The 24,016-nt window shown below is 43.8% G+C and carries 16 protein-coding genes; 9 read left to right on the top strand and 7 right to left on the bottom strand.

Annotation, left to right across the window (positions count from 1 at the left end; genetic code table 11):
- The 5 genes from dnm_RS24230 to selA form a co-directional block, all read right to left on the bottom strand.
- Positions 1 to 2,463 carry a hypothetical protein gene (locus tag dnm_RS24230; protein ID WP_207679462.1) on the bottom strand — a complete coding sequence of 821 codons (2,463 nt, stop codon included), beginning with the start codon at positions 2,461 to 2,463 and terminating at the stop codon, positions 1 to 3.
- Between the two features lie 64 nt (positions 2,464 to 2,527).
- A complete protein-coding gene (gene ruvB / locus dnm_RS24225; protein WP_207679461.1) occupies positions 2,528 to 3,547 on the bottom strand; it encodes a Holliday junction branch migration DNA helicase RuvB in 1,020 nt (339 codons plus the stop codon).
- 59 nt (positions 3,548 to 3,606) lie between these two features.
- Entirely contained in the window at positions 3,607 to 4,746 is a 1,140-nt protein-coding gene (torT, locus tag dnm_RS24220) for a TMAO reductase system periplasmic protein TorT (protein WP_207679460.1), read from the bottom strand.
- A gap of 640 nt (positions 4,747 to 5,386) precedes the next feature.
- Entirely contained in the window at positions 5,387 to 6,808 is a 1,422-nt protein-coding gene (locus dnm_RS24215; protein ID WP_207679459.1) for a tetratricopeptide repeat protein, read from the bottom strand.
- Positions 6,809 to 6,810: 2 nt separating this feature from the next.
- Positions 6,811 to 8,232 (bottom strand): L-seryl-tRNA(Sec) selenium transferase, encoded by a 1,422-nt coding sequence (gene selA / locus dnm_RS24210; protein ID WP_207679458.1) that lies wholly within the window; start codon positions 8,230 to 8,232, stop codon positions 6,811 to 6,813.
- A 694-nt stretch (positions 8,233 to 8,926) separates the two neighbouring features.
- On the opposite strand from selA, the gene dnm_RS24205 reads away from it, so the two are divergent.
- Positions 8,927 to 10,711 (top strand): methyl-accepting chemotaxis protein, encoded by a 1,785-nt coding sequence (locus dnm_RS24205; RefSeq protein WP_207679457.1) that lies wholly within the window; start codon positions 8,927 to 8,929, stop codon positions 10,709 to 10,711.
- A 390-nt stretch (positions 10,712 to 11,101) separates the two neighbouring features.
- The gene (gene hisF / locus dnm_RS24200) at positions 11,102 to 11,881 is read left to right on the top strand and encodes an imidazole glycerol phosphate synthase subunit HisF (protein ID WP_207679456.1); all 780 of its coding nucleotides are present in this window, start codon (positions 11,102 to 11,104) and stop codon (positions 11,879 to 11,881) included.
- 3 nt (positions 11,882 to 11,884) lie between these two features.
- Here the strand turns inward: hisF and dnm_RS30745 are convergent, their stop codons facing one another.
- Together dnm_RS30745 and dnm_RS24185 are read right to left on the bottom strand one after the other, a co-directional pair.
- Entirely contained in the window at positions 11,885 to 12,673 is a 789-nt protein-coding gene (locus tag dnm_RS30745) for a hypothetical protein (RefSeq protein ID WP_219739695.1), read from the bottom strand.
- A gap of 270 nt (positions 12,674 to 12,943) precedes the next feature.
- On the bottom strand, positions 12,944 to 14,677 hold the full coding sequence (locus tag dnm_RS24185) for an acyl-CoA carboxylase subunit beta (RefSeq protein ID WP_207679453.1): 1,734 nt from the start codon (positions 14,675 to 14,677) through the stop codon (positions 12,944 to 12,946).
- Between the two features lie 1,117 nt (positions 14,678 to 15,794).
- Between dnm_RS24185 and dnm_RS24180 the strand changes: the two genes are divergently transcribed.
- The 7 genes from dnm_RS24180 (at position 15,795) to dnm_RS24150 (ending at position 24,011) form a co-directional block, all read left to right on the top strand.
- Positions 15,795 to 16,598 (top strand): PP2C family protein-serine/threonine phosphatase, encoded by an 804-nt coding sequence (locus dnm_RS24180; RefSeq protein WP_207679452.1) that lies wholly within the window; start codon positions 15,795 to 15,797, stop codon positions 16,596 to 16,598.
- Positions 16,599 to 16,906: 308 nt separating this feature from the next.
- Complete coding sequence (locus dnm_RS24175; RefSeq protein WP_207679451.1) at positions 16,907 to 17,350, top strand: PPC domain-containing DNA-binding protein; 444 nt, start codon at positions 16,907 to 16,909, stop codon at positions 17,348 to 17,350.
- A gap of 553 nt (positions 17,351 to 17,903) precedes the next feature.
- Positions 17,904 to 18,971, top strand: a complete 1,068-nt coding sequence (locus dnm_RS24170; protein ID WP_207679450.1) for a cation diffusion facilitator family transporter — start codon at positions 17,904 to 17,906, stop codon at positions 18,969 to 18,971.
- Between the two features lie 206 nt (positions 18,972 to 19,177).
- Complete coding sequence (locus dnm_RS24165) at positions 19,178 to 19,456, top strand: type II toxin-antitoxin system RelE/ParE family toxin (RefSeq protein WP_207679449.1); 279 nt, start codon at positions 19,178 to 19,180, stop codon at positions 19,454 to 19,456.
- Positions 19,457 to 19,630: 174 nt separating this feature from the next.
- A complete protein-coding gene (locus dnm_RS24160) occupies positions 19,631 to 19,939 on the top strand; it encodes a HigA family addiction module antitoxin (RefSeq protein WP_207679448.1) in 309 nt (102 codons plus the stop codon).
- A 157-nt stretch (positions 19,940 to 20,096) separates the two neighbouring features.
- Positions 20,097 to 21,716 (top strand): exodeoxyribonuclease I, encoded by a 1,620-nt coding sequence (gene sbcB / locus dnm_RS24155; protein ID WP_207679447.1) that lies wholly within the window; start codon positions 20,097 to 20,099, stop codon positions 21,714 to 21,716.
- Positions 21,717 to 21,776: 60 nt separating this feature from the next.
- Positions 21,777 to 24,011 (top strand): type I restriction-modification system subunit M, encoded by a 2,235-nt coding sequence (locus dnm_RS24150; protein ID WP_207679446.1) that lies wholly within the window; start codon positions 21,777 to 21,779, stop codon positions 24,009 to 24,011.
- Positions 24,012 to 24,016: the final 5 nt, after the last annotated feature.

Raw genomic sequence — 24,016 nt, 5'->3', positions numbered from 1 at the left:
TTAAAAACCTGCCAATAGTCTCAGACTCAGTATCACATCTCTCAGCTTTCCTTGTTTCAGAGACGAAATGATATCTGTAAGCTCAATTTTCCCGTTGTTGTCCGTATCCGCGGAAGCAAAGGGCACGACTTTCCATACATGAACCACAGGCTCTCCTGATTGACCCGCCTCCTGTTCGGTCACATATATCAGCCCGTTTTCTTCATCATAGGCCGCGGCTCCCAATGTGGCACATTCCCCGCCAATCACCCTGTCCGAAAGGCTGTGCCTGTCATATGGCATCACCTGCCATGGCTCCTTAGTTCCGGAAATCACGGCTTTCAGGTCTTCCGGGTCGTAAAAAAGAATCTGAGTTTCATAGGGATATGCGTGGTAGCCTTTATCCATATTGCAGGGGTCTCCGCACGCTTCCTGGGTTCCGTAACAATTGTTTCCTGCTGACTTTCTGCCGAATATCAGGATGGCACTTATGCCTCCGCTCTGCACCCAGGCTCCGCCTGTCCAGCTGTCCATGGCCCGATAATCCGGGAAATCACACGCGCCCGATGTCGGGTTCGGAATCATCTCTTCGGATTCGTTCCAGGCACAGCCGAGCCTTTCGCGATAGTATGTCATCGCCAAAGCATCCAGGTTTTGTCCGTTTTCAGGGGGATTGCCGTTCTTCCAGGGCGCAACCGCAAAGAGTGTGGGACCCTGAGAACCGCCATATGTTCCGCTTTCCCGATGATTACCGGCAATGAGCCTTTTTCCATCCAGATATTCGTCAGCAAAATCTTCCGGTGCTTTGAACAGGTAATCACAGGTTTTTCCGTTATGAAATTCATAATTATCCGAGGGACGTTTTCCAATATGCCACACGCCTCGGGGACCGGTCATGTCAGGGTCACTCCATCCCAGTGAATCCTGATCACAGGCTGTGACATTGTACCAATCCCTCAGATTCCAGACGATCTTATTTATATTTGGCAGATATTCCAATCCGTCCACATTACGATATTCGCAGTCCTCACAATATGTACAGTTGTTTATCAGACCACCGGTGATATCCATGGGGGACTGAAGCACGGAAGCTTTTGGCAAGGCATTAAAATCATCAGACATGACCGGTTCGGGAATGCTGATTTCCCCCACCAGACCGGTCGTGGCATTGCCCGCGGTATAAAAGGAACCCGGGTATCCGTCATCAGCTCCGCCCGAATCTCCGAAAGGATAGTAGGCAAGGGCATGGCCCCCATATCCCCACTCATCCCCCTCCGGATAGGCAAAGGCACCTTTATAAACAATATCCCGGGGATAAAGGCGCAGACCCGTTCTCGACGCGGATATGATTGTCGTCGTTGTTGTCGTTTCCCCGGAACTCGTCGTGGTCGTTGTCCCGATGGTTGTTGTGGTCGTTGTTGTGATGGTTATAACCGTTGTCGTCGTGGTTCCGGGCGTGGTGGATGTCGTGGTACTCCCAGTGCCGCCGTCCTTCCATCGGTGGTAAAACACATTCAGCAGGTCAGCAAATTCAGCAGTGGCTTTCTGCTGTCCCTCGGTCGTGGGATGATCATCGGCCCAGTCCGGACTGACAACGCTCGGGTAGGCTGAATAGTTGTTTGAAACGCTCTGAGTATGCTGAACCTGTCCGCCGTGCCAGCGATGGTGATTTCCGCTTTCCTGTCCTGTGTCATTGGTTTCTGAATTACCGCCGTTGCTGGTCAGCACATTGTAATAATCAAACACCGCAACATTTTTGCAGGGATAAGACCCGAGCCAGTCATTTCTCAGCCAGTTATTAAAAGCACGGGCATTTGCGGCACGCTCTGACGCGGGCGTGGATACATCATTCGCCGTGTATCCTTCCTGCGACATGGGCGGTGCGGTGATGATGACAAATAATTTGTCCTGCCGGGTTTCAAAATAAGTCAGGAGATTGTTGTAAACTGCCTTGGCATTTGCCACAGTAAACTGATCATTCGGTGATGACAGGGGCAGGTCATTCGGGTCGCCGTACAGATCGGAATTAGGAAAGCAGGATTTGAACATGATGATTTCGTTTTCGCCGCCCGGGTCGGACGATAACCGGGGCCATGACCCAAAATTGCCGCCATCACAATCTGTGAAATTCTGTCCGGTTTCATCATAAACAGCGTTCATGATATTATCCCGATTTGATCCGGTGAACCATTCCGGCCAATTGATAATATCTGTTCGGGAGCCGATTTCATCAGGTCCCCAGCAATAATTGGTGGCGCTGACATAATAATTGTTATCCCTCAGCACAGTGCCGAGACCGCCATAAGGCCCGTCATTGTTGGAATCAGCCAGCCAGTGTCCCCCGGTGGAGTGGTGAATGAAGATGAGCTTCACAGGTGACGAAGGCGGATTGGGGTTGTCGGCGGCAAATGACGCATAAGGATTGCCAAACACGGACAGCACCAGCGTCAGCATGACAACCATTATAAAAGGTTTCCTGTTCATTCTGACCTCCCTTTAAAAATGGTTAAAATTTAAAAAATCCAGCTTACTAACAGACATCGGATACTTAAAAACCAAGATGTTTGTACGCGTGTTTCGAAGCTTTTCTTCCTGATGAAGTTCTGATCATCAGGCCAATTTTCAGAAGGTAAGGTTCCACAACATCCACAAGCGTATCTGTTTCTTCCTGAAGCGTGGCGGCAATGGCTTCAATTCCCACGGGACCGCCATTATAAAATTCAATGATGGTTTTCAGATAGCGGCGGTCAAGATTTGTCAGCCCTTTTTCATCAACCCCTTCCAGAGAGAGCGCGGCAGATACGGTTTTCTTTGTAATTGTGCCGTCTGCCCGCACCTGGGCATAATCCCTGACGCGTTTAAGGAGTCTGTTCACAATTCTCGGTGTTCCCCTGGACCTTTTCGCGAGTTCGGTCGCGCCGTCATTGTTAATTCCGACTTCAAGCAGCGCGGCAGAGCGTTTGCAGATCTTCATCAAATCTGCTTCGCTGTAAAAATCAAGGCTTCTGAATATGCCGAACCGGTCCCTCAACGGGGCAGATAAAAGTCCCACCCGCGTGGTAGCTCCCACAAAGGTAAATCGTTGCAGACGGTACCGATGGCTCCGTGCATGAACCCCCTTGTCAAATACAAAATCAACAGCAAAATCCTCCATCGCGGGATACAGAAATTCTTCCACTGCTTTGGGAATCCGGTGAATTTCATCCGCGAACAAAATATCACCCGCTTCAAGATGCGTGAGAATACCAATAAGATCACCGCCTTTTTCAAGGGCAGGGCCGGATGTTACCGTAAGATTTCCGCCCATCTCATTGGCAATGATATGGGCAAGCGTTGTCTTTCCCAGCCCGGGCGGACCGTGAAAAAGAACATGGTCCAAAGGTTCGTTTCGCTTCTTGGCCGCCTCAATCGCGATTTTAAGGGTTTCAACAGTGTCTGTCTGGCCGATATAATCCGGCAGCCTCTTAGGGCGCAGAGACAAAATCTCAGGTTCGCTGTCAACGGGCAATGAAGCACCGGAAACAATACCGTGTTCGTCAGAAGAATATGTCAGAACGTCATTTTTCATGGAATTTCCTGTTTGAAACTTGAAACTCGAAACTCGAAACTTTGAGCTTTGAAAAGGCTTTAATATTTAAATGTATGAACCACCGGAACGAAATCTTTTTTTCCGAACAAATCCTCATAAGAATATTGACTGATATTCTCTTTCGTGACCATGGGAATAATCGGACTGATATTAAACGGGAAATCCTTTCCAGGCTGTTCTCCGTTAAGAAGTCTGACCATCATGTCTAACGCAACACTGCATTGGGATATGGTTTTAAGATCAGGCGCGGCAATAATGCTGCCTTGCTTTAAATGTTCATAAATATCAATGGTGATATATGTGGAAACGATTTTCGCTTTGGGATGGTTTGCCCGGTGTCTACGCAGATAGTCCACGGCCTCTGCTGCTGCAACCGCATTGCAGATAATATAATCTGTCTGATAATTCTTCGGGTTGCTTAAAAGGAAGCTGAGACGTAGCTGCTGAACTCTGGGACGTGTGTCTCCGTAAGAAGGCTCGGGAAATGTAATTTTCTGATCAGGTTTTTTTAGTTTGAAGATAGCCGCTTTAAACCCTTCATACATTTCAGAAGACCATCCTGCCCTTTTAGGGCCTGCGAAAAAGCATATCTTCACATCTTTTCCTCCTGAATCCTGGCTGACAAATTCACCAACTTTATATCCCACTCTATAAAATGAAAGCAGACATTTTGCCTGTATATCAGGCGCAAGAATATCATTGATTAAGGCTATAACCGGAATCCCGCTGTGAACAACGGCTTTGACAAACCGATCCATACTGGAATAATCTACTGATGCCAAAATAATCCCGTCTATATTTTTTTTTTTAGCTAAACCAAGTAATTGCGCTCTCTGATTCCCAAAATTGATGTAGGCACCGGCTTCATGCAATGTGACATTCACACCCAATTTTTTGGCATGAGAAATAATGCCGTAATTTGCAGTAATCCAGTAGGAATCTTTCAAATGGGGAAACAGTACCCCTATATGATAAGCTTTTTTCGGTGTCGGAGTTCTCCAAGTTTCAGTCACGGGTCCTTTTAAGCTTGCTGAGGGAAACCCTTTTTTTTTCTGAGTGGTGTCATATTCGCCATAGTAGCTGTTTACATTGATTTCACCAGCGATTAACAAGGCGGAAGGCTGAACACACAAAGTCATTATAAGACTGATACACACGGCATAAATTGTATTTTTCATTTCCCTCGCTTCTGTTACCCCTTATATTCGCCCTAAGTGATTTCTGAAAAATATCCCACACAATCGGCTGTTTTTTATATAAGGGTGTAATTAAAAGTGTTAGGTCTTGATATTTATCTAACGATTAAAATATATAATTTCAGATAGTTATATTTATAAACAAGCTTCAGCTACTATGTGCGACACCAAAAAATGTAATAAGATATTATCATTCATTTTGGATAAACAAAGAGTTAATCCGAAGAATCCATTACATTTTTTGATGTCGCACATAATAACACTTTTAATTACACCCATTTTTATAATCCCGATTTCGGAAGCCATCAGCATCAGCCCAGCTCAAAGTTCGTAGTTTCGCGTTTAGACGGTGTAAGACCGATTTTTTCGGAGCACCGCCAGCGAACGTTTCGGACGGGGTTGCAAACCCCGTCCGGCAGCGTCCGACAGCGAAACCCCGTCCGGCAGCGTCCGGCAGCCTTGGCCTAATACATATGGTTACAACCCCCCGGTCGGCAACCAAAAAACCCTGTCCTGCAAGAGGTTTATTGTCAGAGATTGGCAGACATTCCGGATAGATTTATAAGCCTGACCGGCAAATTCCAGGGGATTCTTCAATCTCTCCAGAGCGATTCGGGAATATTCAGGACGCTTCAGCGGTCAGCCGGTTATGAATATCTTCGACAAATTGCAAAGAATCATCATATCCTCGTTCCATTGCTTTTATAAATTCTTTCAAAGCGTCATCCAACTGGTTCTGTTTCAGATAAAGCATACCCAGTCTGTGCCGGAACAGACCGTTTTCAGGGGCAATTTCTACGCTGTGCCGACAAAACACCGTGGCGATTTCAGGATTTTCACCCTGAACATCAAAGAGATACCCGATCGCGGAAAGAGAAGCCGCGTCATATGGATTTTGTTTTATTGCTTTTTTATATGCTCTGATCGCCTCGCCTGTCATGTTCATGGCAGCATAACATTCACCCAGGTAACGAAACGCCGGCCCTGACTCAGACCTCATGCGGACGGCTTTTTCAAAAAATTTTTTTGCCTCTTTAAACTTTTTCATCTGAAGGTAAAGCCTGCCAGTTTGAAACACCACCTCAAAAACGTCCTCTCCCACGCGCAGGGCTTTGAGAAAATAGGCCAGTGCCTTATTTTTATTGCCCGTAAACATATTTATAAGCCCCGCGTTATACAAAGCCGTGGTCTCCCGGGGGTTCAGCCGGATAGCCAGTTCAAATTCCTCAAGCGCCTTTTCAAATGCGCCCAGTACGCCGTAGCACACCCCCAGACTGTTGTGAACATTCACATTTGACGGATCAAGCAAAATCGCTGTCTTGAATTCTTCCATAGCGCCGTGAATGTTTCCTTTCTGATAGAGCTTGTCGCCGCTGATATTCAGGCTTACCGCATCAAAAGCAACAATGTTGCCAGGGCCCAGAAAAGACGCATGTTCCAAGGCTTTAAGGGCATTTTCAAAAATTCGTTCCTTCCTGAAATGAAAAACAGGATAGCAAGCAATTCCCGCGCTTAGGGTCTCCTTCGGATATGCCTCAAGATTTTTACTGATTGCCTCAGCAAATTCCATACAGGACGCTTCATCTTTTTCAGGAAAAAAACATCCGAAGATTCCCCGTTCAACAAGCCCCCACATCCCTCGGGATCCGTGATCTGAGTTGCAAACCGAATCAACAGACTTGGCAACGTCAGCCAGCAGACGGGCTGCATATTGCTTGGAGAATACATTGCCTTTCCTGTCCGGTTTCGTTCCCGGAGCAAGCCTGGAAAACGAATCAATGCGGATAGCCAGCGCACCAAATTCCGATACATCATCCAGCCATGTCATGGCAGCCCGGATAAATGATTTTCCCGTAAGAATTTTCGGAAATTCTTTTAACAGTTCAGCAAAATCCTCTCTTTGCAACGCAGGACTCAGAACACCGGCAGAAGGGGAACAGACTTTATCCCGCATGACTGAATCTGTTTTGCAAAACAGAAAATCCTGGGTGGAACTGCGGATACCCAGTAAGTGCCTGGGATTGTTAAGCGCAGATTGTGTCATAACTAAACCTCTCTGAACATATTGTCAAAAGCGGTTTTAATGATCAGAAGCTCATCTGTTTCGATTGTTCGAAGATCCATGATAAAAAAATCGTCTTCAATTCTTCCGATAACAGGAGGCGTATTTTTTCGCATGAACCGCTCAATGGCATTGGCGGACATTCCCTTCACTCTGACGCCCACACATTTGCTGGGAAGTTCCTGAAGGGGAAGCGCACCGCCGCCCACCCGTGAAGAACGGTTTGTCATTTCAATATATACATTTGGATTATTTAATCTCTTCAGCATGTCACACAGTTGTTTCGCCTTTGTTTCAATGGAAGGATAAGAACAGGTTAACATGCGCAGCGTGGGAATGGCCTCGACCGCTTTTTCCGGGTCTCTGTAAAGGCGCAACGTGCTTTCAAGCGCTCCGAGGGTGAGCCTGTCTATGCGCAAGGCCCTGTTAATGGGGTTTTGCCTGATTTGGGCAATCATCTCTTTTTTTCCGACAATAACTCCGGCCTGGGGGCCTCCGAGGAGCTTATCTCCGCTGAACGTAACAACATCCGCACCGGCGGCCACAGATTCCTGAACAGTTCCTTCTTTTATCATACCATATTTTGAAAAATCAATAAAACTTCCGCTGCCGAGGTCTTCCATAACCGGAATACGATGTTTTGCGCCTAGGACAACCATTTGTCTGAGCGAAACTTCCGCAGAAAATCCCACAATATCATAATTGCTTTTATGAACTTTTAGCAAAAGCCCGGTGTCGTCCCGGATGGCATTTTCATAATCTTTCGGATGGGTGCGGTTTGTTGTGCCGACTTCTTTTAAAATCGCGCCGCTTTTTGCCATCACATCGGGGATTCTGAAGGAGCCTCCGATTTCCACCAGTTCCCCTCTTGATACAATCACTTCTTTTCCCCGGGCAAGCGTCTCCAAAGAAAGAAGCACTGCCCCGGCATTGTTATTAACGACCATGGCAGCCTCGGCCCCGCTGATTTCACATAAGATATCTTCGACACAACTGTATCTTGACCCGCGCTTTCCCACAGACAGATCAAATTCCAGATTTGAATACCTGCTGGCAATGGTCATAAGATTTTCCACTGCGTCCGCGGCGAGCAATGACCGTCCCAGATTGGTATGAACCACAACGCCGGTGGCATTGATCACCCGCCTGAGATTCGGTGTCATTGCAGTTTTCACCTGTGCCTTCACCTGTTCAAGAACGCAATTATCTGACAGGCTTTTTTCTGTTATATTCTGATTGCTGTCAAGAATGCCCATCCGGAAATTTTCGACAACTGTGCGGGCAGAGCGTACCAGAACTGTTTTCGGAATATTTTCAAAAAAAGGCTCTGTTTTTATCAGTTCCAGGATGTGATCCACACCGGGAAGGGTTCGTAACAGCGTTTGCTGTTTTTCATTTAATTTCATTTTTTTCCGATTATTCAAATTGTTACTTTCTCAAAATTACGTCAGGGGGGAATTAAAATGTTTACGCTTTCCCCAAAAAATCATTCAGAAATTTTAAAATATAACAATACAGAAAAAATTTCAACTTTTTAAAATTCACCAAATCGAAAATTCTTCTGATTCACTCCTGCGAATAGACAAATCCGCGGGAAATGCTTTGGATTTGTCTATCCCGGGCGGGCCAACAAGGAATCTTCATTGGGTTTCTGATTTGCTGATATTTTACTGAGTCAGCAAAACGGAAGATTGACATTATGACTCACTTCGTATAAATGCAAACTATAAAAGACCGCCGAGGTGTTAAAAACCTCGGCAGTCTGACATCCGACGCATCTGTCAGAACTTATTTGATCAGAAACTGTTGCGCGACCAAACAAACTTTGAAAAAGGGGGGGTCAGATGTAAAACCATTTTTAAAATTGTTTTTCGGACAATTTGAAAAACAGACCCGCACGGATTCGGATTTTCCGAATTGTATTTATTTGTCATATTCAATGTGGTTATTCGCTACAACCATTTTATTTAATAATGATTTGAAATATTTGACAAACTATATTCATACAATTTCACTGAACCGGAAGCATGTTCAGAAAATTTTCGATCTGCTGACTATCATTAAAAAAAATGACAGGTTAAAAAAGAAAAGGGTCAGGTTATGCAAAATGAAAAAATAACATTACGTCGGGATATTATTTTATTATGGCTCGGAGTATTTATCATGCCCCCTTTTTGGTGGCTGGCGGGCAACTGGTATCTGAAATTATGGACCCTCGATGAAACCATTCAGATTTCACTCAGTCCTGTATTATTGGTTTATGTTGCAGGTTATGTTACAATGAGTTATGTTTTTCTGACAAACCATTTTAAAATAATAGAAATATATAAAATTGAGCGTTCAAATCTAAATCTCGACAAAGCCCAGCATGCCGCGGCTTCCCTCCCCAAATCATTTCTTTTCTTAATCGGACTTTATTGCATCATAGGCCCCAATACAGGTATGTGGGGTAAGGAATTTCTGACATCTCCTGAATATATTATGGGAGAATTATTAGGAATACCTATAATTTTTTTATTTTCATTACCACTTTTCATTGTCCTGACAAAAAAGTGGGAACAGTTTTGTGATTTTGTTCCTGTTTCTGAAAACTGCGTGGCGTTACAGCTACGCGGAAAAATATTCTTTTCAGCGTACTTGTCTTTTGTAGGCGGTATTCTGGTGATGCTGATCTGTGCATATAGCTGTTTTTACACCGCGGATTCTTTGGAACAGGGATTATCATTTTTGTTGAAAAAAGGGGTGATATTCAGTTTGTTAGTATGCGCGGTCGCGGCTTTTGATATTTTATTACTGAGCCAGCAGATCGGGTATGCAACCCGGAACGGTCTTGGGAAACTCAAAGCTGTTTCAAATGGGGAGTTAAACATCCAACCTGATATTTCAACAAGGGATGAATGGGGGTATTTACTGGTTTCACTGAATAAAATGATCGAAAATCTCAGTTCTTTCGCTATTGATGTTCAGAAAGCGGCTGAAAAAGTTGCCCTCGGCAGTGAGCAGATGAAGGCCAATGCCGGACAGATTTCCCAGGGCACATCTCAGCAGGCGGCGAATGTGGAAGAAATTTCAAGCTCTATGGAGGAGATGAGCAGCACGGTAAATCTGAATGCAGAAAATGCCCAGCAGACCGCATCCATTGCCATGGAAGCGGCCCGGGGGGCCCGGGAAGGGGGAAAAACTGTAAATAAAACAGTTCAGGCGATGAATGTTATTTCGGATAAAATACGGATTATTGAAGATATTGCCCGGGAAACAGATATGCTGGCCCTGAATGCCTCGATTGAGGCTGCAAGAGCAGGAGAATATGGTATGGGATTTGCTGTGGTGGCATCTGAAATCGGCAAACTGTCCAAACGCTGTCAGGAGGCGGCCAAAGAGATCAGTGCGCTTTCAATTTCCAATATCAGTCTTGCTCAGGAAACGGGCAGGCAGCTTGAGAATATGATCGCCGGAATACAGAAAACCGCTGAACTGGTTCAGGAAATCAGCATTTCATGTAATGAGCAGGCCGATGGTATTTCCCAAGTCAACATGGCGATTCAGCAACTGGACGATGTGATTCAGGACAATGTGGCTTCAACCGAAGAAATGGCGGCAAGCGGTCATGAGTTTGCAGGCCAGGCCGAACGTCTTCTGAAAACCGCTTCGTTTTTCAAGATTTCCGAAATAGTGAAACAAAAATTTGAAGAACAGTCAGAAGCGCTTTCAGATCGTAAGGCGCAAAAGCTTAAAGAATTATTTGAAAAGTTTGTGGCGGCTGAAAAACAAAACGTTATGGATATCTTGAACAAAAAAGATTCCTCGGAAAAAATAACTGGCGAAAAAGAAAGCATTTCCATAGAAATGGAGGAGGTTAAGGATAAAGATTTTGAGAGCTACTGATGTGAATTCAGAAACAAGCTCCTGATTCCTCCTTTTTTCTACAGGGATTTTGTATAAGAAGAGGATTTGATCCTTTTACCATGAAAATAAGTACCTGACCATAAATTTTTAATATCTGATCGGGGAAGAAACCCGGCTTTTTTCCGGAATGATGCGTCCCGGATAAAGGAAAAGGAAAAAGCCGGGTTTTTCCGCGGTTCGCAGGAAAAAAGTTATATAAAAATTTTTGCTCAGGTACTTACTTTCTGAACACCCGGTTTTTTTATCTGTTTTCGCTGAAAATTTTTTCATAACCGGGGGAAACCCGAGTTTTTCATGAGCGTTTCTTATGAATCCGGTTTGTTATATGAAATCCCTGTAGCAGTGAAAATTTTATTCAGAGAGAGAACAATGTTAAGCAAACGCATTATCCCCTGCCTTGACGTGAGAGAGGGGAAGACAACAAAAGGTATTAAATTCAAAGATAATGTTGATATTGGTGATCCGGTTGAAATGGCCCGGTTTTATTACGAGGCAGGGGCAGATGAAATCGTATTTTATGATATCACCGCATCCCATGAAAAAAGGGACATTATGATTGATGTGGTCAGGCGGGTGGCAAAAACCATTTTTATACCCTTTTCCGTAGGAGGGGGAATCCGTAATGCTGATGATATGCGGGCTGTGCTCCTGGCCGGTGCGGAAAAGATCAGTGTCAATTCCGCGGCTGTCAAAGACCCCGGGATTATTTCAGAAGGGGCCAGATCCTTTGGCAGTCAGTGTGTTGTCCTTGGCATGGATGTAAAACAGGTGGGAAAAAGCGAAAAAATTCCTTCGGGATATGAAATTGTCATCAATGGCGGAAGGACATACATGGGAATTGACGCGCTGGAATGGGCCATGAAAGGGCAGGATCTCGGGGCAGGAGAAATCTGTTTGAATTCCATTGACGCGGACGGAACTCAGGACGGTTATGAACTGAATCTGACCGCTCTTATTTCTCAAAGCGTTGATATTCCCGTGATTGCCTCGGGCGGTGCGGGAACTCCGGAACATCTTTTTCATGTTCTTGCGGAAGGGAAAGCAGACGCGGCCCTGATTGCCTCAATGGTTCACTATGGTGATTATACCATTACTGAGATTAAATCATATTTGGATTCTCAGGGGGTGAAGGTTCGGAAAACGTGGTAATTTTCATTGTTTCACCACAACCTGTCTCCCCGGCCCTCCGGAGTGCCAAAGTTGCCCTTTGGCAAACACCGCTCCGGAGTGCCAAAGTTGCACTTTGGCAAACACCGCTCCGGAGTGCCAGAGTTGCACTTTGGCAAACACCGCTCCGGAGTGCCAGAGTTGCACTTTGGCAAACACCGCTCCGGAGTGCCAGAGTTGCACTTTGGCAAACACCGCTCCGGAGTGCCAGAGTTGCACTTTGGCAAACACCGCTCCGGAGTGCCAGAGTTGCACTTTGGCAAACACCGCTCCGGAGTGCCAAAGTTGCACTTTGGCAAACACCGCTCCGGAGTGCCAGAGTTGCACTTTGGCAAACACCGCTCCGGAGTGCCAGAGTTGCACTTTGGCAAACACCGCTCCGGAGTGCCAGAGTTGCACTTTGGCAAACACCGCTCCGGAGTGCCAGAGTTGCACTTTGGCAAACACCGCTCCGGAGTGCCAAAGTTGCACTTTGGCAAACACCGCTCCGGAGTGCCAGAGTTGCACTTTGGCAAACACCGCTCCGGAGTGCCAGAGTTGCACTTTGGCAAACACCGCTCCGGAGTGCCAAAGTTGCACTTTGGCAAACACCGCTTCGGAGTGCCAAAGTTGCACTTTGGCAAACACCGCTCCGGAGTGCCAGAGTTGCACTTTGGCAAACACCGCTCCGGAGTGCCAGAGTTGCACTTTGGCAAACACCGCTCCGGAGTGCCAAAGTTGCACTTTGGCAAGTTTTGCCGGACGCGGTGGGATGTTACAGGACGGGGTTTGCAACCCCGTCCGAAACGTTTGTTTTCGGGGGTCGGAAAATATTTCGGACGGGGTTGCAAACCCCGTCCGGCAGATCACGGGTTAATAAAAACAATGAGTTACGATCTTAGCCTGATGCATATGGGGTTGCAACCCCGTCCGACAAAAATTTTTTTTGTCAGTTATTTCAACGCTATTGCGCGGCCGGGACTCAGGGGCGAATGGTTATGATATCAGTGTATCAGATTCTCGTCTCCGGCCTGGTATCCGGAAACGAGAATATCTTGTTTTTTGTTATCCCTTAATAATCCGAGGCAGCATCATATGATGTTGCGGACAGATTGATTTTGGATTCTGATACGCGGCACCGGCAAAGGCCATCATGTACTTCCTGATGTCACTCATGGACACAACCTCATCCACCATCCCGTATTTTGCACAGTACGCAGGTCTTGAATAATCATAATATTTCTGGGCAAGTTCGTTCATCTTGTCAACTACCGGTTCCAGGGGTTTTCCAGCGGCTTTTTCTTTCACCAGCCTGCGGGAATAGGTCGCGGCAGAAGCTGTTTCACCATGCATAACGTAGATTTCGGTAGTGGGAATGCCCAAGGTGAAGGAATTATGCCGATTTGCTGTGGGACCGCCCATGACATAATGAGCAGCCGCGCTTCCCTTTCTCAGCACCACCAGCATCATAGGAACATCTGTCTGCTGGATTGAATAGATCAGGGATTGCCCCAGCCCCAGAAGTTCGGCCTTTTCAGCAATATCTCCCACATCAATACCGCTTGTGTCCTGGAACCAGACAACCGGCACTCTGTCTCTGCCGCAAAGGGTGACAAATTCGTTCATTTTGATCAGACCCTGACGGTAGAGTTTTCCGCCGATCCCCGGATAATCCGCGTATTCAGGATAATTTTCTCCCAGCCAGCCCTGACGGTTGCCAATACAGCCCACAAGATATCCGTCAATTTTGCACAGACCCGTATAAATTTCAGGGCCGTACCCGGGACGAAACTCCATATGCTCGCTGTTATCTGTAAGCCGCGCCAGAACTTCGTCAAAATCATACATCTGCTTCTGATTATAAGGAACCAGCCGGTAAAGGTCTTCTGAAGAAAACTTGGGAGGCTTGGGATCAGCAACACGGAAAAACTTGGGATTATATGCGGGCATATCCTTCATATAATCTTTCAGCCCGTCCAGCACACCGGTTTCTTCCTCATACACATACCTGAAAAAGCCAGTTGAATCATGGTGAACTTTTACAGATCCCGGGGGATCCGCCTTAAATTGTTTTGCCGCGGCAATCAGCGCCTCTGCTCCTTCCACATCAAACTGCCCCTTGGGTGACATACCGCTCAGAATGCCACCGCCGCCCACGGCAATATTGCAGTTTTTGTGAGCAAAAAGGATGGTGGGGCTGATTCCCTGATATCCGCCGCCTGCGGGGTTGGTGCCATATATACCGGCAAGTACCGGAATTCCCAGCGTCTCAAGTTCCGCGTGTCTGAAAAAAGCCGTTCCTCCGCCTCGGCGATCCCCATAAAATTTTTCCTGATTGGTCAGACTGACACCACTGCAATTTACAAGCCAGACCAGAGGGATGTTCAGACGTTTTGAAAGATCTGTGGCCCTCAGGATGTTTTCATACTGTCCCGGAAGCCAGGCACCGGCCATGACCTTGTTGTCAAAACCGATAATAACAGCCCATTTGCCCGAAATTTTACCCAGCCCGTCAATAACGTTGGTTGTGCCTTCCTTATTGTCCTCGGGGTTGTAGATGGTATGCAACGGGCACCAGGTTCCCGGATCAACCAGATATCTGAGTCGCTGCCATACAGTCATCTGCCCCCTTGCGTTGATTTTTTCTTCGGGAAATCCCGCATTTTTGACCTTTTCAACCTCTTCCCGGATTTCTGCCTCTACGCTCCGGATATTCTTGACATTCTCTTCCGTGCTTTTTATCTGTCCCTCATTCAGCTCGCGTCCGAACTCTGTCATCTTCTCAAAATAAGGTCTCATTCTTCACTCCCAGTTTCCTGTCCGTAATTATGGGCAGGTGTATTGATTGTTTAAAATTCTATTATTTCCTTTTCCAATTCCGAATAACCGTTATAAAAATATTCTAATTCCGGTTTCTCCAGGCATGATTTTCGCGAAACGATCATTTTCAGAGCGGTCAACAGTAAAAAACATACTGATTCTGATCACAACTCCGCCAAAGGGAATCAAAAACATTATTTGCTGACCCTGCCATTTTTATGCCGGGAAAAACCTGAATCAAAACATTCTTAATAAATGCTTTGTCAAATTTCAATTGTTTTGTAGCAATAAAGAACGGAATAACATTTGCATATCTTTTAACTTTTTGGTATAATAAAGAATATTTTTTCATGGTTCGGATATTGTTCCGGTGTTTTCCAGATACCTGAGCATGCTGGTTTTTGTTTTCAATGTTATTCTCAGCAGATCGAAAAGCTTCCGGGCTGTGTGCGGGACAGCAGAGAAACCCGGGGGTTTTACCGGACAAATGCAAAAATCATTCTGTTTTTTATTGATTCTGTACAATTTTGGTTGCAATATTACAGTAATGTTTAATGTCGTCAAGGGGTAATCTTGTTTGTTTTCCCTTTTTCGGCCATGTGTTACACCCCTGATTTAAATTCCCTCTGCAACGTCCGGAATATCCAAAAAATTAATTTGCAAAACAGAACCATCTGAAATACGGAACATCTTCGAATGTTATAAGGCAGAAGCTGAAAATTTCGGATTTACGGTTTTTATCTTAATTTATATTCCAATTTTCACCGGATCACCGTCTGTGAACATTTCGGACGGGGTTGCAAACCCTGTCCGGTAAAAACTCGCAAATCGCAAAACATGGCCTGCGGTCACAACGAATGATGAAATTTTATAGTTTTTCCTAACACTTAACACTTAACACCTAACACCTAACACCTAACACCTAACACCTAACACCTAACGCTTTCATATAAAAATATCATTAAATTTAAAAAAGATATACGATTATAATGTGTTTTGTTCAAATCGGTAGTTGATAGTTTTGCAAATAATAGGTAAATAAAATAAATATCAATTAAAATAAGAAAGATTGTTTTACCCGATAACCGGAGGTTTCATGGAAACATTTGCCCTTACCCATCCTGGCTATAAACGAAAGCACAATGAAGATCACTCTTTTATAAAGGAATTCTCAGATAATAAATGTCTCTTGGCGGTGGCTGATGGCATGGGCGGTCATGTGGGGGGAGAGATGGCTTCAAGACTGGCTATTGACGTGGTGAAAGATGATGATCTGTCAGTACAGGATATTGAATCCCATCTTGGGGACATTATTCGGACCGGCCATTCAAATATCCTTGAAACTGTTAAAAAAAAACCGGAACTTCGGGGCATGGGTACGACCCTGAGTATCGCATACATCAAGGATGGCATTGTCCACTGGGCCCATGTGGGTGACACCAGGCTTTATCTCTTTCATAATGAAAAACTTTTTCTTATAACCAAAGATCATACGATTCCTGGCGTACTTATGGAAAAAAAAAAAATCACTGCGGAACAAGCCAGAAAACATCCCATGAGACATATGCTTCTCAGATGTGTCGGCTGTAAAGATTGCGAACCGGAAACAGGCAGTTTCAGAGTTGAGCCGGGCGACACAGTGATTCTCTGTTCTGATGGGTTATACGACGAAGTTTCTCCTGATGTGATGATTTCAATTTTGCAAAAAGAACAAACTTCGGAACAAAAACTTGAAACCCTGATTGATACGGCGCTTCAGTATGGCGAAATTCCCCCTGAGGCAATCATTTCAATTCTGAAAACCCATCAGACGTTGAAACAAAAAATTCATATGCTGGTCAACGCGGCCCTGAAAGCAGGGGGATCAGATAACATTACCATCGTGGGGGCGGAAATATGACATTTTTATCTGTGTTTCCGCACAAATCAGAGGTCTGCTTAATTACCGGAATTCCATTGACTTATCTACTTTTTTAATGGATAATACCTTTATAAATTTTTTCCCCATTCCGGAGTGCAAAAATTTTATTTTTGCAAGTGCGAAAATTTTATTTTTGCAAGTGCGAAAATTTTATTTTTGCAAGTGCGAAAATTTTATTTTTGCAAGTGCGAAAATTTTATTTTCATATTTCCTCGAAAGACACAGGAAAACTTTTGTCCGGGTATTTATATAACGAAAAAATATAATGAGGAGGTAAAAATTTCAAAATGAAATATTCTCAGGCCAGACAGGGACGCGTCTTTGTCATCCGTCTTGAGGACGGAGATGTCATTCATGAAGAAATCGAAAAATTTGCTCGTGAGCAGTCTGTAAAGGCGGGAGCCTTAATCATTCTTGGCGGAGCTGATGAGGGCAGCCAGCTTATTTCAGGACCCGCGCATGGGCGTACCCGGACCATTTTGCCGATGACGCATTACCTTGACAATGTTCATGAAGTCGCAGGCACGGGAACACTGTTTCCGGATGAGCAGGGCAATCCTTCATTGCATATGCATATCGCCTGCGGCAGAGACACTTCCACAGTAACAGGATGTGTGCGTAACGGGGTAAAAGTATGGCATATTATGGAAGTGATCCTTTTTGAACTGACAGATACCACAGGCGTCCGTGTCTCTGAGCCTGAAATTGGCGTTAACCTGCTCAGGCCCTGACCAACAGATTTTTTATTGCATATAGGAAAAGACTTGACGGTCATAGGCTCTCCGGAACTTTTGCAGATTATTCCGATAACTGGCTGAAAAGATTAACGCCAAACCTTTCATAGTTATTTTTTATGGCGCTAACGATTTCAGTCGGACTGCCTGAGACCTCCGAGAAAACAGCGGAGGCCTTTCTTTCACCCGTCGGAATCATTGGGGTCAAAGACTAGTTGTTTTTTATTTCAAAAAAATGTCGGCATCCTTCATTTAGTAGTTTACACTTTCAGCTAAAATGAATTTTTTATGTTTTTTTTAATTCATGATAATTTTGATTATTTTTATAATATAAACAACCTATTACAAAAAAAACTACAAATTTTGTAGTTAATTTTAGCTAATCATGTTTGAAGTGTGTAAAAAACTACAAAATTTGTAGATTTTACAATATCTATTTGTAAATATTACTTTTATTTAGCTACAAAATTTGTAGATTGAAAAAAAATGGACTTTTTTTCAAATCACCAAAAGTGTAAAGTACTTTTGGGCAAATATGAAGGATGCCAAAATGTCCGAACAAAAAAATCATACAGCATCATCTGAAAGAGACCAATTTAAGGCTCGTCTCATGGCTATCAGTTCGTCATTCTTTATCAGCCTTCTGCTGATGGCAGGAAAATTCTACGTTTATCAGATCACTGATTCTTCAGCAGTCCTTTCCGATGCTCTTGAATCTATCATCAATGTGGTGGCAAGCGCCTTTGCCCTGGGAAGTGTCATCTTCGCAGCCATACCGCCGGATGAGAATCATCCTTATGGTCATGGCAAGATCGAATATTTCTCCGCGGGCTTTGAAGGCGCGCTCATTATCCTTGCCGCACTGGGTATTTTTAAAGTGGGGATATCCCATATTATGCATCCTCGTCAGATCCCTCAGCTTGAAAGCGGATTGCTGATTCTCTTCGGAATCAGCTTAATCAATCTTTTCCTGGGAATAATGCTTATACGGGTGGGCAAACGAACCCGCTCACTCGCGCTTATTGCTGACGGCAAACATATTATAACAGATGTTTATACATCCGGCGGTGTTGTTCTGGGTCTTTTTTTAGTTCACCTGACAGGGCTATACTGGATGGATGGCATCATCGCCTGTCTGGTGGGATTAAATATTCTTGTGTCAGGGGGAAATCTGGTCAGCCAGTCCTTTGCCGGGCTTATGGATGCTTCGGAACCCGAGCTTCTTGAGAGCATCTCCGGCTTGCTGAATGAAAATCGAAAAGATATATGGATTGATGTTCACCAGCTCCGGGCCTGGCGTTCGGGAAATCTGATTCATATTGATTTTCACCTGATTTTACCCCGGTATTTCACCCTGGAGGAAGCGCATTGCGAAAGTAAGCAGGTGGAAAACCTTATCAATATTTATTTCGGAGGAACTGCAAGTGTCCTTATCCATATGGATCCCTGCATTTCACCGGACTGCCCTATTTGCAAACGTCGTCTCTGTGAGCTGCGCCGGGGAGAGCAGAAAAAACAGATTTATTGGAACCGGGAGACCCTGACTTCACAGGGAGGGGCTGGTGAGCGATTACAAGAAACGGAGGAACAACCCGATGCAATGTCTGCGGAGGAATAAATTCGGAATTGTTGAGATTTCACTTCTTCTCGTATTTATGATTCGCTGTGAGAGTTTTAACTTGACAACATTCTTTTATCGTATTATTTTTTGATTCAAATTGTAACCGTAGAGGTTACAATTTGTTGGTTCATTGATAAACAAACTTCGAAGGAGGGCTGTTATGATTCTTTTGTTACCTCCCGGAAGAATCCGAGGCTAGGACCTTGATCAGGTCATTCAGTCACAAGGGGTTGGAGAATTTTTTTTACAAGGGGATTAAAAAAGGTATTCAGTCCAAATATGCGGACAGGATCGCTGATATTTTGGATCTAATTGATGCCGCATCCGAGATCAGAGACATCAATTTCCCCGGATCTGACTTACACCCGTTGTTGCCCAAAAAAGATAACATATGGGTAGTTAAAGTATCCGGAGCATGGCGTATTACTTTCAGATTTGAAAATGGCGATGCTCATGTTGTAGATTATTTGAATTATCATTAGAATCGGCAGCCTGCCTTTTTTGGGAGGGAAAGCGCAGGCTGAACCGGATATTATATTACCGTGGACACCAAAGAATGTAATAATTTTATGTGCCAATCCCTTGCAAAACGAGTTCAACAGTTTGATAATTCATTACATTCTTTGATGTTCGGGGTAGCAGAAGATTAAAAAGTTATGAACATGCAAAGAAAGCCCGCACATCCTGGGCGTATCATACGAAATATGTATATTGGTCCTTTGTCCCTGACGATTACTGGGCTGGCTGAATCGCTCCGCGTTTCCAGAAAAGCGGTGTCCGCCATTGTCAATGAGCGAAAATCTGTTACGCCGGAAATGGCTCTGCGACTGTCTCAGGCTTTCGGTACAACACCGGACCTGTGGCTGAATTTACAGAAAAAGTATGACTTATGGTGTGCTATGAATACAAATAGCGACTGGAAAAATGTCCGAGAGATTTGTCGGGAACCAGAGAATTTTTCCTGATCTGAGCTTGTGCTTTTTGAAAAAGGGGAACCTTGGCGGGTTTCCCTTTTTTATTACATCCGGCTTTTTTAAAACATCTGATTTCGAAACTGAAAGTGAAAAATGACGAACCAGATGAAAAAAATCTGGTGTAATCTGAACAGAATGAGAATCCGGAGTGCGAAAATTTTATTTTCGCACTCCGGATCGGAAAAAAATGCCGGAAAATTTATGGACAGACAACGCAGATGGTGGGTTTCGCTTCGCTACACCCACCCTGCATTCTCCTGAACCTATTTCGAGTTCCCTTACATGGGAACGAGATCAGAAGCCTTGTCATTCGTTTTCATATGCTACATGTAAAATTATGGAGAAAAAAATGAAGTCTTATCTTTTCTATGACTTGGAAACAACCGGGTTAAACATATGTTTTGATCAGATTCTGCAGTTTGCCGCAATTCGTACAGATATGCAGTTTAATGAAATTGAACGATATTCAACATTTGTACAATTACGACCGGATGTGGTTTACTCGGCTCAGGCAAACATTACCAACAGAATTTCTGTCCCTGACACCATGAATGGCATATGCGAATTTGAGGCGGTTACAAAAATTCATACCTTATTTAATCAGCCGAACACAATAAGTATCGGATATAATTCGTTTAATTTTGATGACAAATTTTTGCGTTTTTCTTTTCATCGAAATCTTCTGCCTGTTTATACGCATCAGTTTAAAAATGGCTGCTACCGAATGGATATGCTCCCTGTCGTAACCATGTATTATTTATTTCAAAACAATGTATTAAAATGGCCTGAAATTAATGGAAAACCGACTTTGAAATTAGAGCATGTCAGCCGGGAGAATCAGCTTGTTACGGGACAGGCTCATGATGCCCTGGTTGATGTTGAAGCAACAATTGAACTGGCGAAAATATTGGCTAAAGAACAAAAAATGTGGAATTATTTAATTGGTTATTTCATAAAAAATGAGGATAAGAAACGTATCACTAACTTACCATATTTTTTCGACCATGATGGAAGAAAAGAAATTTGGGGGTTAATGGTCGGTACAAACTATGGTTCAGAGCAAAAATATCAAATTCCTGTGCTTTATATAGGAGATTCTGTTCCTTATTCAAATCAGACGCTTTGGTTGAGACTTGATTTGCCAGATTTAAGAGAAACGACAACTGAAACAATACCAGAAAAAACCTGGGTAGTTCGTAAAAAATACGGAGAATCAAATTTGTTGCTTGCACCGGAGAATCGCTTTTTAAAAAATTTAGATGAGGAACGTCTGGCATGTGTTGAAAAAAATAAAAATTGGTTCCGGAAACATGATGATATATTACAAGATATTATTCGCTATTACCGCGAATATGAATATCCGATAATTCCTGATTTGGATGTTGATGCGGCACTTTATCAAATGGGATTTCCTGATAAGACAGATGAAAGTTTATGTCGTGATTTTCATACAGCTTCTTTATCAGACAAGCTTAAACTTGCAGATCGCTTTACGAACCCTGAAATGAAAAGATTGGCGATTCGAATTTTTTGCCGCAATTATCCTTCATATACGCCAAAGGTATTTTTAGAAAAATTTGAACGTCATTTATATGATCACATATATGATGACAAAAAAGCATTGATTGATTACAGAGGAAAGCCATACGGTAATTTTAAGGACGTTCTTGCAGAAATCATGGATATCAGAGAAAATCAGAATGTTGATAATAAACAAAAACAACTGCTTAATGATTTGGAAAGCTATGTAAAATCAAAGGCGAGATAAACTTCACAGGGATAAATCATAATAGCCAAAGGACAAATCACAAATTAGGAAAGTGCATAAATGAATCATAAGGTTCACAATCAGATCGTAAGTTTTATATGGGGAATTGCCGATGATGTCCTCCGGGATGTCTTTGTAAGGGGAAAATACAGGGATATCATTCTTCCTTTTACTGTTTTACGCAGAATAGATGTCTTACTGGAACCCGGCAAAGAAAAAGTGCTTAAAGCCAACCAGTTTATGATTGAAAATAAGATTGATGACAAAATAGGTCTTACTAAAATATCCGGTTATCCGTTTTACAATACATCATCGTTTACAATGGGCATGAATGGTCCGAAAGACTCAGAATATCCCTTTGTTTCTCTGCTGTCCGACCCTGATAAAACTGACACCAATTTGGAAACATATCTTGACGGGTTCAGTCCCAATGTTCAGGAAATCATCAGCAAGTTCAAAGTCAGAAATCAGTTGGAAACCATGAAGGACGCGGGCATTACTTACGGTCTGATTGAAAAGCTGACCTCAAACAGCATCAACCTGAGTCCCAATGATGTCATCAATGCCAGGGGTGAAAAACTTCCGGGTCTGAGCAATCTGGGCATGGGGTATGTGTTTGAAGAGCTGATCCGAAAATTCAATGAGGAGAATAACGAGGAGGCCGGAGAGCATTTTACACCGAGAGAAATCATCCGCCTGATGACCCAGATTCTTTTTGAACCGGTAAAAGACAAATTACGCGAAAAAGAACGCGCCCGCTTCAGCATTTACGATCCTGCCTGCGGTTCCGGAGGAATGCTGACCGAGGCGGAAAAATATGCAAAAAAAATTACTGAAAACAAATGCGATTTTTCTTTGTTCGGGCAGGAAGTCAACCCGGAAACATGGGCAATTTGCACCGGCGATATGCTGATAAAGGCCAAACCAAAGGAGAATCTGTCTGAAAATGTTGTTTATGGCTCAACCCTTTCCAATGACGGCTTTTTTGGCAAAGCATTTGATTTTATGCTCTCCAATCCCCCATATGGCAAAGCATGGAAGATTGATGAAGATGCCATTGTCAGAGACAGGGGCAAAAAGAGTAAGGAAATCATCAAAGACCCCCGGTTTCAGGTGGGGCTGCCGTCCATTGATGACGGGCAGTTGTTGTTCCTGGTCAATATGATTTCCAAAATGAAAAAGAATACAGACATGGGCAGCCGCATTGCCACGGTTCATAACGGGTCCGCACTTTTTACCGGCGATGCGGGACAGGGAACGAGCAATATCCGCCAGATGATTATTGAGGGGGATTTGCTGGAATGTATTATTGCCCTGCCGAAAAACATCTTTTACAATACCGGCATTCCCACTTATGTCTGGATAGTTTCAAATAAAAAAGAGGCACATCGCAGGGGCAAGGTTCAGCTGATCAATGCGATTGATATTTATCAGAAGCTGCGGAAAAATCTGGGGCAAAAAAATTGCGAACTAACCAAAGAACAGATAAACTCAGTTACCCAGATATATCTTGATTTTAAGGAAACAGAGATTTCCAAAATATTTGACAATGATGATTTTGGCTACTGGAAAATAACTGTTGACCGCCCTTTGCGGCTAAAGGCAAATATCACGCAGGAAGCGGCTGAGGGTCTGCGTTTTCATAAATCCCTTCAGGATGAGATGCAATGGGTTTACGGCAAATTCGGAGACAAGGTTTATGAGGGCTTAAAAGCGTTTAAAGCAGATATTGAGAAGTGGCTGGAGAAGAATGAAACAAAGATCAGCCCTGCCAACAAAAAGAAGCTCTTTGACCGAAAGTTCTGGGAAACACAGAGAAAAATGATGAAAATCGCCCTGATGCTTTTTGAAGAAATGGGCAACAGGGAATACAGCAATTTTAATCTGTTTCAGCATGATGTGAATGAGGCTTTAAAATTGCTTAAAATCAAACTGACTGCTTCGGAAAAAAAGATGATTTTCAATGCAGTAACTTGGAAAGATGAGGAAGCCGAAGCCGTTATCAAAAAGACTGAGAAAGATGGCACTGTTGTTTATGAGTCGGACAGCGATCTGAGAGACAGTGAGCAGATTCCTTTGTATGAGGATATTGAGAAATATTTCAAGCGGGAAGTGCTGCCATATGTTCCGGATGCGTGGATAGATCATAGCAAAACCGTGAAAGGCTATGAAATTTCATTTACCCGGTATTTCTATCAATATGAACCTCCGAGGAGTCTGGAAGAGATTGTCGCAGATATAGCAAAGTTGCAGGAAGAAACAGAAGGACTTTTGGAATTGATAATTGATAATTGATAATG

This window comes from Desulfonema magnum, from assembly GCF_017377395.1.
In the GTDB taxonomy this organism is placed as follows: Bacteria; Desulfobacterota; Desulfobacteria; order Desulfobacterales; family 4be13; genus Desulfonema_C; species Desulfonema_C magnum.
The sequence above is the reverse complement of the archived record's forward strand: the minus strand, read 5'-3'. Positions and strand labels throughout refer to the sequence as shown.